The organism is Pleionea sediminis (genome assembly GCF_007570825.1).
Classification (GTDB): Bacteria; Pseudomonadota; Gammaproteobacteria; order Enterobacterales; family Kangiellaceae; genus Pleionea; species Pleionea sediminis.
This window is the reverse complement of the sequence record NZ_SUNB01000001.1, coordinates 2028818-2042784: the sequence shown is the minus strand read 5'-3', so window position 1 is coordinate 2042784 and position 13967 is coordinate 2028818. Positions and strand designations below refer to the sequence as shown.

Genomic DNA, 13967 nt, shown 5'->3' with positions numbered 1-13967 from the left:
TATTGTTAATTTATTTGCTTCGGGTAATTTTGTTGACAAACTTATGTTTTCTAACAAGTCGAATAATGTTTGCCAAATGAACTCGATCTCTTACCGTCATTGTGAAATTCAGTGCGTTGGTTGTACCATCTTGCTGATCAATGTCGATATTAACGATGTTAGCTTCGGCTTCCGCTATGACACTGGTGACTTTCGCAAGTACACCTCGATCATTAAATACAACCACTCGTAGCTCAATGGTAAATTCGCCTTGAATACCTTCTTCCCATTGTACGGGCATGTATTTATGGTCGTCGGCCTGATGTTTCGCAACATTATTACAATCTGCACGATGTATAATGATTCCCCTTCCGGCACTTACAAAAGCAACGATGGGTTCGTAAGGAATCGGATGACAACATTTTGCATAACTGACTAACAAGCCTTCGGTGCCACGAATCGCCATCGGCTTTTTATTAGAAACATCGTCATCAACAACCGATTCTTCTTCAGGCAATAGTCGATGCGCAATAACAATTGCAGCTAACCGACCCAATCCTATTTCCGTTAAAACTTCATCAAAATTCTTATGTCGCGTTTTCTTCGCAATGCTTTGCTTCAAGTCGTCATCATAGTCATCAAGAGACTTATCGCCCAAGGCTTGATCCAGTAAACGCTCACCTAATTTGAGTGCCTCATCCAATCGGAGATTTTTCAAAAAGTGGCGTATGTTTGCACGCGCTTTACCCGTAATAACAAAACTCAACCAGCTTGGGTTAGGTTTTGCACCTGGTGCCGTAATAATTTCAACCGTGCTGCCATTTACCAATGGCGTACTTAGGGGCATAATTTGGCGATTAATTTTGCTCGCAATACAACTGTTGCCGACGTCGGTGTGAATTGCGTAGGCAAAATCGACAGGCGTCGCACCATGCGGCAAAACAATAATTGAACCGTTTGGCGTAAAGACAAACACTTCGTCGGGGAATAAATCGATTTTTACATTTTCGATAAATTCCATGGAGTCGCCCGCTCGATTTTGTAACTCCATCAAACTCTTCATCCATTCTCGAGCTTTTAACTCCGCAGGATTCGAATCGTTATTTGATTTATACAACCAATGTGCAGCAACACCATTTTCAGCCATTTGGTCCATAGAGTCGGTACGAATTTGCACTTCGATGTGTAATCCGTGAGGACCTTTCAAAGTTGTGTGTAAGCTTTGATAACCATTGGCTTTGGGGATGGCAATATAATCTTTAAAACGACCGGGAATAGGAATGTAAAGACTGTGTAAGAAGCCGAGTATGCGATAACAGGTATCTTCTGTATCGCAAATGACACGAAAAGCATAAACATCCATTACGTCCGTTAACGACGTTCGCTTTTCTTTCATTTTACGATAAATGCTGAATAAATCTTTCTCTCGACCGACCACTCGGGCATGAAGCACATCAGCTTCGAGACGTTGCTGAATATTATCGATTATCGTGTTGATAATTTCTTTTCGATTACCGCGCGCTTTTTTCACAGATTCTTTTAACACCCGATAGCGCATGGGATAACGTGCTGAGAATCCCAAGTCTTCGAGTTCACTGCGAATGCCATACATACCTAATCGCAAGGCTATTGGCGCATAAATTTCGAGAGTCTCATTAGCGATACGCCGTCTTTTTTCTGGCTTTAGTGAACCCAACGTACGCATATTATGTAAACGGTCAGCTAACTTTATGAGGATGACTCGAATGTCCTGCACCATCGCCATCATCATTTTGCGGAAATTTTCGGCTTGGGCTTCGGCACGAGTGCGGAACTTAATTTGCGTTAATTTACTAACGCCTTCCACCAAATCGGCAACTTGAGTACCAAATTTTTCCGCCAATTCTTCTTTGGTTACATCACAATCTTCAATGACATCATGTAACAACGCAGCCATTATCGTCTGCGGGTCAAAGTGATATTCCGATAAGATACGAGCCACCGCCACCGGGTGAGTGATGTAAGGATCGCCAGACGAGCGCAGCTGCCCGGCATGAGCATCGCGCGCCACAATATAGGCGTCTTGAATTTGAGCGACCTGCTCTTTATCCAGGTATGTCTCGAGCTGTTCTTTTAAACCGACAAACAGGTACAAGTGCGTTCTCCGATAAACTGCCCAAAAACTTCCGTGCGATTGAGTGAAATCAAGACCTAAAATAGGTGACTCTGCCTCACTTCCGGCTGTTTCGGGTAAGCCGATTTTCTATAAGGTATATACTCTGGTAATAATAGATCAGATAAAAGAAAGCTACCGACTGTACTCAGACTCGGTAGCTTTGTAATTCAGGTATTAGAACGATTATTCGCCGTATTCCTGCTCTTGCTCGTCTTCAGCGACATGTCCTAAGCGGTCAACATTTCCACGGTTAACCAAACCCTCTTCAATTTCGCGCAACGCGACAACGGTTGGTTTGTCGTTATCCCAGTCAACCATTGGGTCTTTGCCTTGTGTCGCCAACTGACGCGCACGCTTGGCAGAAACCAATACTAAATCAAATCGGTTGCCGATTTTATCTACGGCATCCTGAACGGTAACTCGAGCCATTCAGCTTCTCCATATATCTATGTTACGAATTCTAACTCACCGGCTCACCAGATAGGCCCTGCCGGACCCAGCGAACAGCCGCCTATAATAACCTAAGTTGATGCAAATTTCCCAGTGATTAAGCTAATAGATTGTCGATTAATTGGGCATTTCTGCGAATCTGATGCTTTGCCGTCAAACGCTCGGCGATAAATATCGATTTTAGCTCTTGTTTCGCCTGCTCGAAATCATCATTAATCACGATATAGTCGTATTCTTTGTAATGAGACATCTCTTCCTTTGCAGCGGCCATACGCTTGTCGATGACCTCTTGCGAGTCTTGTCCTCGTCCTTGAAGCCGCTCTTCAAGAGCTTCTCTGGAAGGAGGCAGTATAAACACAGACCTGGCCTCTGGCATCTTTTCGCGAACTTGACGAGCGCCTTGCCAATCAATTTCTAATATCACATCAATACCACTGGACAGCTTTTTATCGATCCATTCTTTTGAAGTGCCATAGTAATTACCAAAAACTTCCGCATGTTCAAGAAATGAACCATTACCGATCATCCGCTGAAATGTTTCCATTTTAATAAAGTGATAATCGACACCATACTCTTCGCCCTTGCGTTGCGGACGTGTGGTATGAGACACCGACACAATAATGTTTTCGGCATTCTCTAAAACCGCTTTGAGTAAACTCGTTTTCCCCGCACCGCTCGGCGCAGAAACAATATATAACGTACCTTGATCAGACATATATCAATAATCAATGAAGTGCCAAAGTAAAATGATAGCAGTATTGCGCGCGAAATTAACCCAAATATTGAAAAAGCCGATCTCCCAAGAGAACTCTCTTTATTACCAATAACGATGAATAACCTATTGTTTTATCGGCTTTTAAATTAAAACGTCGCTTTCGTGCTGGCCCAGGTTTTACTCAATATTTTGGATCTGCTCGCGCATTTGCTCAATAAGAACTTTAATCTCGACTGAAGCGGCTGTTGTTTCTGCACTGATCGATTTTGAACCGAGAGTATTCGCCTCTCGATTGAGTTCTTGCATTAAAAAGTCCAATCGCCGGCCAATCGTGCCACCCTTTTTCGTTAAGCGAGATACTTCCTTGATATGCGTTTCGAGCCGGTCCAGTTCTTCGTCGACGTCAACTTTTTGCGCCAACATGACCATTTCTTGTTCCAATCTTTCAGGTTCTAGCTCGACCTTGGCGTCCTCAAAGCGTGTGGTAATCCTGTCGCGCTGCCATTTAATGATATCGGGCATACATCCACGAACTCGAACAACTTGCTCAGTAACTCCTTCAAGTCTGGCTTGAATGATTTGAGCCAATGACTCACCCTCTCGTTGACGCATATTAATTAGCGCAGAAATCGCTTCATCGAAAGCTCCCAAAAGCTCCTTTTCTACCGCAGACGTATCGAGTTCAGTCATTTGAATCAAACCCGGCCAACGCATAAGGTCGGTAATGTTCAATGATTGATCTTCGTTCGAAATTTGCTGTAGTTTTTGATGGGCTTGCACCAATTGCTTTGCCAAAACATCATTTATCGATATCGCATCGGCATCGGTAGGAGAGTACTCCACGCGTAAACTAACATCCACTTTGCCTCGCTGCAGACGTTTGCGCAATGCATTACGCAATGAAAACTCCATGCTGCGGAACGATTCCGGCAATCGAAAATTGGTTTCTAAATAACGCTGATTAACTGAGCGAATTTCCCAATGAGCATTACCCCAAGAGGCTTTAAGAGGTTGGCGAGCAAATGCCGTCATGCTGTAGATCATGTATAGCTTCCAATATGAGATAGGATATCTGGCCTATTGTATCGGAACTCTCGACTCGCATCACCTCTGATAACCAAAGAATAAACAAGTACAAAAGCTTCATACAGATAACATGCACTATTGCGTCTCAATGTTTTATAATATGGCCAAATTCGTGAGGCAACTCACTCAAAACGACTCAAATTTAACTCTTTTATTTCGTGCCTTGGTCAGACAAATTAGAATTGTCGAAACATTGCACAATAATTATCTCAGGAGAATCTAATGCGTCCCAGTGGCAGAACCCCTAATCAGCTACGTCCGGTTTCAATCACACGTCACTTCACCAAACACGCAGAAGGATCTGTACTAATAGAAATGGGAGAGACACGAGTATTGTGTACCGCTTCAGTCGTTGATGGCGTACCGCGCTTTTTAAAAGGCAAAGATCAAGGCTGGCTAACGGCAGAGTATGGAATGCTTCCACGCTCGACTCATACGCGAAGCGATCGCGAAGCAGCACGAGGCAAACAATCGGGACGAACTCAAGAGATACAACGATTGATCGGTCGCTCACTACGAGCCGCGATCAATCTAAAACAATTGGGTGAACATACTATTCACCTCGATTGCGACGTCCTACAGGCCGATGGTGGTACTCGCACAGCTTCAATAACTGGTGCTTGCATTGCAATGGTTGAAGCCATTAACTGGATGCGCAAAAACAATAAAATTAAAGTAAATCCACTGAAGCATATGATCGCTGCGATTTCAGTTGGTGTTTATAAAGGCGTTCCAGTTTTAGATCTTGATTACGCAGAAGACAGTACTGCAGAAACCGATATGAATATCATCATGGATGAAAATGGTGGATTTATCGAAATCCAGGGCACTGCTGAAGGCGACACTTTCTCGTATGACGATTTACAAGCGATGCTTGAACACGGGAAAAATGGTATTCGAGAACTGATCGATGAACAAAAACGCGCACTTGATATGGCTTAAATTTCCAAGTATCAAATGAATCAAAAAGGCGTCTAAAAGACGCCTTTTTACTTTGTGCTAAACATAATTGATAAAATCAACACTATTGCTCTTCCCGATAATGTTGCCACTCAACCTGAACAAAACTGACTAGGCTACTAATCACTGGCTCAAGATCCTTATCATTACTAAATGGCCAATCATTCATTACAAATAAATGCCCTTCTACTTCATAGTTTCGGTTGCGAAATGCACGACCAGCGTAATCGGAAATACCCATTTTAAAAAGATCTTCATCTTCGGGAAAAGAACGCTGAACATCATCAAACCGACAAAACTTATCTTGACCTAGCACTTTTTCGCAGGGAGTTTTTCTAAAATCATAAGTAAAGCAATCCACAAAAGAGCCTGAATCATATAATGCTAAAATCTCAGCTTCGGTTTTACCTTTTCTAATTCGACTAAATGCAGCCCAACGGCAGTGGCAAACAAGGGCGGCAGTTGCAGTAACCGCTTTTGGAAGCTCTATACTTTGGTTGCACAGCATATTCACCATGCCAAGCGCATTGTCGACCGGAGATAATCGGCGATCCAGTTCTAACTCAATCCGTTGATCTTTAGAAAATTCAACAAGCAACATAATCTAGAGTCCAAATTTAAACCTAATTCTAAGTTGTCTTTGGCTTATAACTGACAATACTTTTTATAAAGCAATGAAATAATTTTATTTAACAATTATAGACTTCAATAACAGATTAGCTAGAGAGCTTTAACTTTCTTTTCTCCACATCGCTCGCAGACATAAACAGTAACTAACTTGCCTTCTTTTACATCAAACTGCTTTTCTTTCCAGATTTTCCATCGATGAAAACCACTTTTACACATAGTCGTGTGCTTTCGTTTTTCTTGCTTTTTATTTTTTCGTCGAGAGTTTGTCAGTGGAATAATATCAGCCATGAGAGTTTCTCTTCTCTAACTGTTTCTTGGTCATCCGTGTTGCCTGAGCAGACATAGGATCATCAGGCCACGGATGCTTGGGGTAACGACCTTTCATTTCTTTTTTCACCTGTTCATAGCCATTGTTCCAAAAGCTCACTAAGTCTTCCGTTATTTGTAATGGTCGACCTGCTGGAGAAAGTAGGTGAAGAACCACATTCACCGTACCATTGATGATAGTCGGTGTTTGTACCTCACCAAATAACTCTTGCAGCTTAACAGCTAACACGGGTGCAGCATCGTCTCGATAGTCTAGTCTTATATTAGAACCCGAAGCGACCGGATATCGCTCAGGAGCAAGTTCATTTACGAGTGTTTGTTGCTCCCAAGTTAATAAGCTAGAAATAGCTTGTTTCAATAACTCATCTGAAATCTCTTTAAAAGAAGAAATTCCGTTTAGAAACGGATATAACCAACGGTCAATATTGTTAGTCAAACCGTCATCTGAAAGATCAGGTAAACGACTATCAACCGAATATTTTTTTATTAAAGCAACACGTCGTCGTAATTGTTGCAACGACTTACTCCAAGGTAAAACCTTGATACCTTCACGTTTGATAAAAGTTATTAATCCTTTCGTTATTAACTCAGGATCAGGATCGTCAACACGCTTTGACGATAAGATTATTTCCCCCAAAAGCTTTTGGTGCAAAAACTCAGTTTTGTGCTCTTGCCACTCTGCAACATCCAAGGTTCGTATTTGATTAGCAAACAAAGACTCTATACGCATTTTTTCTATATTGCCTAGTAAGCGAGCAACAATACCTTTTTCACTAAACGTCATACGTGGGATAACTACAAACTCAGATAATGCTAACTCAGGTTGAGCGAGAGAAACACGCTTACCATTCCGTAATTGATATCCATCATTGATGCGTTTAGCAATACGATCAGGAAAAGCATAAGCGAGATACTCGCCGGCCATCGATACATCGATTTTCTTATCCTGTCGCTCGTGATTAAACCACCTATTCGCCTGCTGTAAAATGCGATTAACAAGACCTTTAGCAGAGCTTTTCAACAAATAGAAATCGCTTTTAGCACTCTGATCTTTTTGAGACCAATGATCTAAAAGTTCGAGCCGCATTTCAATGTTCGGATCATCTCTAAAAGAGTCATCAACAAACTCTCTTTCTTCCAACAATGCAGCCAGCAAACAGGCCGTCCACTGAAAAGATGACTCTATTAGTAAGTGTCCCATTCTCGGATGTGTGCCAAGAGAAACCATCGCTTTACCTGTCTTACTTATCTTTCCATTGTCAGTCAGCGCATTTAATTCATAAAGTAATTGTCTTGCTCGCGAAATTGACGATTCTTTCGGCTGATCTAAAAATATGAACTGCTCGGTATCCATTTCTCCCCAAAGAGCCAACTCCAAAACAAAGCTGGTTAAGTCAACACGCTGAATTTCCGGAATCGTAAAAGGTTGCAACACATCGCTCTCACTCCAAAGCCGATAACAGACGCCTTCTTTGATTCGACCAGCTCTCCCAGAGCGTTGCTCGGCAGATGCTCGTGAGATTTGACGAGTGACCAACTTGTCGAGCCCTGCACCAACGTCAAACTCTAATAACTTAACTAAGCCACTGTCGATAACCAATTCAACGCCTTCAATCGTCACGCTGGTCTCGGCAATGTTAGTCGCCAAAATGATACGTCGATATTCAACATTCGACTTTAATAGCTTGTTTTGCTCTGCTAAGGAGAGCTCACCATGTAGAGCAAAGATTTCAATACTCTGTGCTTGAAGCTCATCCATACATCCTGACTCAATTTGCTTTCTGCTCCACTCAATTTCACCGCGTCCCGGCAAAAAAACCAGAATATCGCCATGCACTTTATGAAGCCCTCGCCTGACCGCCGTAACCAAAACATCACGCCAATTACCATATCGAGGCGGTGCCAGATATTCTATTTCTACAGGAAACATTCGTCCTGAGCTATGTAGAGCCGTTGAGTTTTCGAGCCTTGCTGTTAATAAATCCGCATTAATGGTTGCCGACATAATAATCAATTTAAGATCATCTCGAATGGCCTGCTGTGTTTCATAGACCAAAGCCAAAGATAAATCGGCTTGTAAACTTCGCTCATGAAACTCATCAAAAATAACAGCACTCACGCCGGCTAATTCAGGATCATTTTGTACCATTCGAATTAACACGCCTTCAGTAATCACCTCAATGCGAGTTTGAGCGGAACACTGGCTTTCATTTCGAACACGGTACCCAACGGTTTTACCAACAGTTTCCGATAGCATATCAGCCATACGCATCGCAGCTGTTTTTGCCGCGACTCTTCTTGGCTCAACTACGATAATTTTTCCTGATTGCAATGACTTAAGAGAGAGTAAAGGAATACAGGTGGTTTTTCCGGCACCCGGCTCGGCAGATAGCACTATGCTTGAATAGACAGATATTGCCCGACGGAACTCATCAAACAGTTGAGTTATCGGTAATTGGCATTTTGCCAGAATGATATCGATTCGATTTTCAAAGGATTGCAAAGCGATTCCTGCTGCTTAAAACTCGCTTATTATATCAACGCGACATGTCCAAGACTATTTATTAACTTTATTTTCAAACCTTTTGGAAATACCGCTCGTCCAAACAAGAAAATACCTCAACGATAAGGATTAAACATGATTAAATCACTTCCCATCGCACTGTTAGCCGTCGCTGGAACTTTTGTCTCGAGTAGCTTTGCCGATATCGAAGATACAATTTCTAAAACCTTCGATATTGGAATGACAGGCAAAATTCAGTTATCCAATATTAATGGCGATGTATCGATTTCGTCATGCGATTGTGCAACGGTCTCCGTCGAGGCAACCATCAAAGCACCCGATCAAGAAGCTCGCGACAGAATAAAAATTGAAATGGATCATTCTGGCGATCGCTTGGAAATTACCACTGAATATGAAAAGCGTAATTCGAAGAAAAATAGCGGTACCGAAGTTTCTTACCAATTGATGATCCCTGCTTCCAGCAATTTAGAAGATATCTCACTGGTTAATGGCGATTTAACAATTGCTGGTATCAAAGGGCAAGTAGAAACTAACTTGGTGAATGGAAAGTTTAATGCTCAATCTTTAGCATCGAGTATAAAAGCGAATCTCGTTAATGGCTCAATGGATGTTAATTACGATTCATTAAGCGGAGTTGAATCTATCGAGCTTTCTTCAGTCAATGGCAAGGTAGAACTCTTGCTTCCATCAAATGCAGAAGCTGATATTGATGCATCGACAGTCAATGGAAAAATTAGTAATGATTTCGGTATTAGCGTCATTAAAAATAAATACGTTGGTAGCTCTATGAGTGGCACTTTGGGTAACGGAAGTGTCAATATTGATATCGAGACCGTTAATGGTCGTATCAAAGTTAATCGCCGATAACGTTTATTACTTTACCGTTCGGGTGTGCCATTTCAGCTCACTGAATGCTCACACCCTTGATACCTCAGTTTTATAAAAAAACTGACTTTCATGCCTTTTAAATCCCATAAAGTCCTAATTTTTACAATTCATAAATCACTTTATTCACGAATAGACCAGTCCATTTATTAAGCGCAATGCCCATAAATAATTTGGTGTTTAGTTTCAATGCTGGACACTGCTAAACTGGCCTTTAGTACAATCAATCAACGTCGTTCTCATAGAGACTTTATGGAATATTCATCGCAACAACTCACCAATTCATTTTCCGAAGCACTCACCGGGAACCCGAGTAATAGCAATACTCCCCAGCAAACCCCGGGGCTTTTATGGCATTGCAGTGAGCCAACACCGGTGAGTAATCCTAACCTTATTGCTTATTTTGATGAAGTTGCTGAGTTATTAGGAATAACACCTTCAGCTATGCAATCCGACGACATGTTGGCACGATTGAGTGGTAACCAATTATTTTCCGGATTTACCCCCTACTCCGCTTGTTATGGTGGTCATCAATTTGGTCATTGGGCTGGTCAATTGGGTGATGGTCGGGCAATAACCATTGCCGAGCTGACTCACAATAACCGACGTCATGAATTACAGCTAAAAGGCGCTGGACTTACCCCTTATTCCAGAACAGCCGATGGCCGCGCTGTTTTACGCTCTTCGATTCGCGAGTTTTTATGCAGTGAGGCAATGCATCACTTGGGAATTCCAACCACTCGAGCGCTTTCTTTGGTTACGACGGGTGATTCCGTCATTCGAGATGTAATGTACGATGGTCACCCTGCACCAGAGCCTGGAGCAATCGTTTGTCGAGTAGCTCCCTCTTTTATACGTTTCGGTAATTTCGAATTACCAGCGGCCAGAAATGAACAGGATAATCTCAATCAGCTGATCGACTTTACGATTGAACATGATTTTCCAGAAATATCAGGAACTCGAGAACAAAAGGTTGCCAAGTGGTTTTCAGAGGTTTGCCAACGAACCGCTAAAATGCTCATTGAGTGGCAACGTGTCGGTTTTGTTCATGGTGTTATGAACACGGATAATATGTCCATTCTTGGGTTAACTATCGATTATGGTCCTTATGGCTGGCTGGATGAATTTGACAGTCAATGGACACCCAATACAACCGATGCTCAAGGTAGACGCTATCGTTTTGGTAATCAGCCTACAATTGGTCGGTGGAATCTTGTTGCACTTGCAAATGCACTTGCAAGCGTTATTGAAGATGTTGAAATATTTAAAGTAGGCATTGGGCTATTTGACATGACGATTAGCCAGGGAATGCTCAGCATGCAATGCAATAAATTTGGTTTAAACAACGTCAAAGAGTTTGATGAGAAAAATGCAGGAATCATTAACCGTGCTTATGAACTCATGCAAAACTCAGCCGTCGACTTTACGCTATTTTTTAACCAACTCACCAAAGTGGATTTGGAAAATCCAAGTGTCGATAGTTTGCTTGATACTTTTTATGAAGACACATCGGATTTAGACGATTTTTCTTCCTGGCTAAAGAGCTATTGCCAAATTATTCGAGAAACGAACGTTGATCGTGATGAACGCCACGATACTATGGAAAAAACCAATCCGAAATTTATTTTACGAAACTATTTGTCGCAACTGGCCATTGAAAATGCCGAAAAAGGGAATTGGGAAGAGCTGTTTAAACTCATGGAATTACTTCGCTCGCCCTACGAATTAAAAGATTCAGACTTAAATTATGCGACAAAACGTCCAGAATGGGCCAAGCATAAGGTGGGATGCTCAATGTTATCGTGTAGCTCTTAAGCAGAAAGCGAAACTACCAATCGACTTTGATAGTTTCGCTTAATAAATTACTGGCTTGTATCACCTTCTTCTGTTGGCTCTTCTTCCATTGCTTCCTCAGATCCTTGACCTTCTGTTTGAGCAAGTTCCTGGCAAGACCAACCCCATCCCTCTTGTTTTTCAACAAAAGCCTGGTACTTACTTTCACAATAGCCAGATTCGCCCACCGCACTCCATAGAACCTGCATGCCGCTATCTTTAGTATATTGGACTTCACAAGGTACTTCGGTTTGTTCTGGATATACTAAATCGATTTTCCGTTGTTTGTCGCCATGCTCACAAATTGTTGTCCGATTTTCGATAGCAAACGCTGAACCTGCAACAAGTAATGTCATTAATATTGTGTATTTCATTTTAGTCTCCTTCGTTGTCCAAGCTTAGTATAGTTGCTTATAAGGCAAATATTGATAATATATTGGTCGTGAATCAATTCGAACATGAAGCCAGGCTACACCATCGCCCGATGTATTGAGCCAAATAGGTTGAGAGCTCAATCTCTCCAGCATTGTCTCACTCACTAATCGCCATAAACTGCACTTTAAATCTTCGTCAGCTTCTCTTAGAAACTGCGCTAAATGACAAAAATTTCTAGATTGAAGAATATTAGGAACCACCAAAGTTGCGTCAGCTCCTAAGTTATCAAACGACAGCACTGATAAATTACAAGCTTCCAGATACGCTTTAAAAGGTGTGTAATCGGGTGCTCTATCAAGCTCTGGAGCATCGATAACAACGCACTCAAATGGCTGTTCAAGATTAGATTTGGTCAACGCTGGCATTTCCCATCGAAAGGCAACAAAGCCAACGCCAAGCAATGCTTGCGAAAAGAATTGTACGAAGTACTTATTGTTTTGCCATAAATTTAAAACATCATGAAAACTCAGAAAAGACGATGGCGAACTCAACTGGATTAAGTATCCAGAATCGATTGTTTTCTTGTTCGCCAACCATTGCACCATTATTAACTCCAAATTTACGAATTTGGATAACGTTTACTTTTTATCTGTCACTTTAATACTGGCGTTTTCGATAAATACTTTTTCTTTCGTTTTACCCATGCGTGAACCCAATTTCTCTATTTCTTTAAGTACATCCATGCCTTCAACCACTTCGCCAAATACAGTGTGTCGACCGTCTAAATGCTGAGTCTCTCTAAATGTAATAAAGAATTGACTTCCATCGGTACCTGGCCCGGCATTCGCCATACTCAAAATGCCTGCTTTATCATGTTTGGCATTCTCACTGTATTCACCTTTATACTGATAACCGGGATTGCCAGTGCCGTTGCCACGTGGATCGCCACCTTGTGCCATAAATCCAGTAATAACACGATGGAAAGTTAAGTCATTATAAAAGCCAAGACGTGTGAGATAGATAGTGCTTGAGACATGCATTGGCGCAACATCGGGCATAAAACGAATGACAATTTGACCTTTGTTAGTTTTTAAATACCAAAGATAATCTTTATTTGGGGTAAAAGTTAACTTAGGCGGCTCAGTAAGTTTTTCTTTCCAGCCAGGCTTTACTTTATCAACCTTCTGTTCCGCAATAAACGCATCGATTTGCTCGATTGCATCATCTTTCGCGGGTCCACAACCAACCAGTACCAAACAAAATAATCCCAACCCAAAATACGATAAATAATTCTTATTCAACATTTCTAATCTCTTATTTTAATAAATACAAAATCTAAAAAACGCCAATAGTTTAAGGAAACAAATTTTTATAAATATTGATGACTCTGCGCCAGCTGCTGCTTGATGAGCTGAATCTCTTCTTGCAGTTCTGCCACTTTATTTTCTAATGATTCGATGCGCAGTAATTGTTCATTACCTGAAGGCTCGACAGCTCTATCATCTGCCTCTACAGCCGAAGAGGATTTCAACTCACCCATTAAATGTCCCCATCGCGCCTCGCGCTTACCCGGCTCTCTAGCAAGTTGAACAACGAGTGCTTTGGGTCTTCCTGCCATAGCCCGCAAAGTCTCTTCAACCTCAACCACCGACTCAAACGAACACATTCTTTGAGTTCGAGTTCTTAATTCTCCCGGAGTTTGTGGCCCACGCAGAAACATAACGCAAATAATGGCTTTTTCTTGATCGCTCAACTTTAAGTCACCAAATTCCGTATTGCAAAAACGATGCTGATATTTTGCGACTCGACTGCCAAAACCGGCTGCTGACGTCACCAAATGGAGACTTGTTAACTCATCAACAACATTTTGAACATCGCTTTCTGTTAAATTCATAACAGGTTCGCGATTACTCTTTTGATTACACGCATTAACCAAAGCATTAAGCGATAATGGGTATTGATCGGGCGTAGTGACTTCTTTTTCAAGAAGACATCCGATGACTCGTTGCTGCTCTAAACTCAATTGATGTTCCATGAGAATTCCTCAT

The 13967-nt window shown here is 41.7% G+C and carries 14 protein-coding genes; 3 read left to right on the top strand and 11 right to left on the bottom strand.

The features are described from left to right. Nucleotides 1–10 precede the first annotated feature (10 nt). From spoT to FAX86_RS08340, 4 genes are all read right to left on the bottom strand, one after another. Nucleotides 11–2113, bottom strand: a complete 2103-nt coding sequence (gene spoT, locus FAX86_RS08355) for a bifunctional GTP diphosphokinase/guanosine-3',5'-bis pyrophosphate 3'-pyrophosphohydrolase (protein WP_144392872.1) — start codon at nucleotides 2111–2113, stop codon at nucleotides 11–13. A 204-nt stretch (nucleotides 2114–2317) separates the two neighbouring features. Continuing rightward, complete coding sequence (gene rpoZ, locus FAX86_RS08350; RefSeq protein ID WP_144392871.1) at nucleotides 2318–2563, bottom strand: DNA-directed RNA polymerase subunit omega; 246 nt, start codon at nucleotides 2561–2563, stop codon at nucleotides 2318–2320. A 118-nt stretch (nucleotides 2564–2681) separates the two neighbouring features. Then, nucleotides 2682–3299 (bottom strand): guanylate kinase, encoded by a 618-nt coding sequence (gene gmk, locus FAX86_RS08345; RefSeq protein ID WP_144392870.1) that lies wholly within the window; start codon nucleotides 3297–3299, stop codon nucleotides 2682–2684. A 177-nt stretch (nucleotides 3300–3476) separates the two neighbouring features. After that, entirely contained in the window at nucleotides 3477–4343 is an 867-nt protein-coding gene (locus FAX86_RS08340) for a YicC/YloC family endoribonuclease (RefSeq protein WP_144392869.1), read from the bottom strand. A gap of 264 nt (nucleotides 4344–4607) precedes the next feature. On the opposite strand from FAX86_RS08340, the gene rph reads away from it, so the two are divergent. Next, on the top strand, nucleotides 4608–5327 hold the full coding sequence (gene rph, locus FAX86_RS08335) for a ribonuclease PH (protein WP_144392868.1): 720 nt from the start codon (nucleotides 4608–4610) through the stop codon (nucleotides 5325–5327). A gap of 82 nt (nucleotides 5328–5409) precedes the next feature. Here rph and FAX86_RS08330 read toward each other — a convergent pair whose 3' ends face one another. The 3 genes from FAX86_RS08330 to hrpB all read right to left on the bottom strand — a co-directional run bounded on the left by FAX86_RS08330 (nucleotide 5410) and on the right by hrpB (nucleotide 8805). Continuing rightward, nucleotides 5410–5946, bottom strand: a complete 537-nt coding sequence (locus FAX86_RS08330; protein WP_144392867.1) for a hypothetical protein — start codon at nucleotides 5944–5946, stop codon at nucleotides 5410–5412. Between the two features lie 119 nt (nucleotides 5947–6065). Continuing rightward, nucleotides 6066–6263 carry a hypothetical protein gene (locus FAX86_RS08325; protein WP_144392866.1) on the bottom strand — a complete coding sequence of 66 codons (198 nt, stop codon included), beginning with the start codon at nucleotides 6261–6263 and terminating at the stop codon, nucleotides 6066–6068. Next, nucleotides 6256–8805 (bottom strand): ATP-dependent helicase HrpB, encoded by a 2550-nt coding sequence (gene hrpB / locus FAX86_RS08320; RefSeq protein ID WP_164503510.1) that lies wholly within the window; start codon nucleotides 8803–8805, stop codon nucleotides 6256–6258. Before hrpB ends, FAX86_RS08325 begins: the two co-directional genes overlap by 8 nt. Before the next feature lie 135 nt (nucleotides 8806–8940). On the opposite strand from hrpB, the gene FAX86_RS08315 reads away from it, so the two are divergent. Both FAX86_RS08315 and FAX86_RS08310 read left to right on the top strand, forming a co-directional pair. Beyond that, on the top strand, nucleotides 8941–9693 hold the full coding sequence (locus FAX86_RS08315; protein WP_144392864.1) for a DUF4097 family beta strand repeat-containing protein: 753 nt from the start codon (nucleotides 8941–8943) through the stop codon (nucleotides 9691–9693). Nucleotides 9694–9900: 207 nt separating this feature from the next. After that, nucleotides 9901–11526, top strand: a complete 1626-nt coding sequence (locus tag FAX86_RS08310; protein ID WP_205859131.1) for a protein adenylyltransferase SelO — start codon at nucleotides 9901–9903, stop codon at nucleotides 11524–11526. 47 nt (nucleotides 11527–11573) lie between these two features. Here FAX86_RS08310 and FAX86_RS08305 read toward each other — a convergent pair whose 3' ends face one another. The 4 genes from FAX86_RS08305 to FAX86_RS08290 form a co-directional block, all read right to left on the bottom strand. Further along, entirely contained in the window at nucleotides 11574–11918 is a 345-nt protein-coding gene (locus FAX86_RS08305) for a hypothetical protein (RefSeq protein ID WP_205859130.1), read from the bottom strand. A gap of 24 nt (nucleotides 11919–11942) precedes the next feature. Continuing rightward, nucleotides 11943–12524 carry a DUF6940 family protein gene (locus tag FAX86_RS08300; RefSeq protein WP_144392863.1) on the bottom strand — a complete coding sequence of 194 codons (582 nt, stop codon included), beginning with the start codon at nucleotides 12522–12524 and terminating at the stop codon, nucleotides 11943–11945. 33 nt (nucleotides 12525–12557) lie between these two features. Next, nucleotides 12558–13223 (bottom strand): peptidylprolyl isomerase, encoded by a 666-nt coding sequence (locus tag FAX86_RS08295; protein WP_144392862.1) that lies wholly within the window; start codon nucleotides 13221–13223, stop codon nucleotides 12558–12560. Between the two features lie 65 nt (nucleotides 13224–13288). Beyond that, nucleotides 13289–13954: a YceH family protein gene (locus FAX86_RS08290; RefSeq protein WP_144392861.1), complete on the bottom strand. Its 666-nt coding sequence runs from the start codon at nucleotides 13952–13954 to the stop codon at nucleotides 13289–13291. Nucleotides 13955–13967 lie beyond the last annotated feature (13 nt).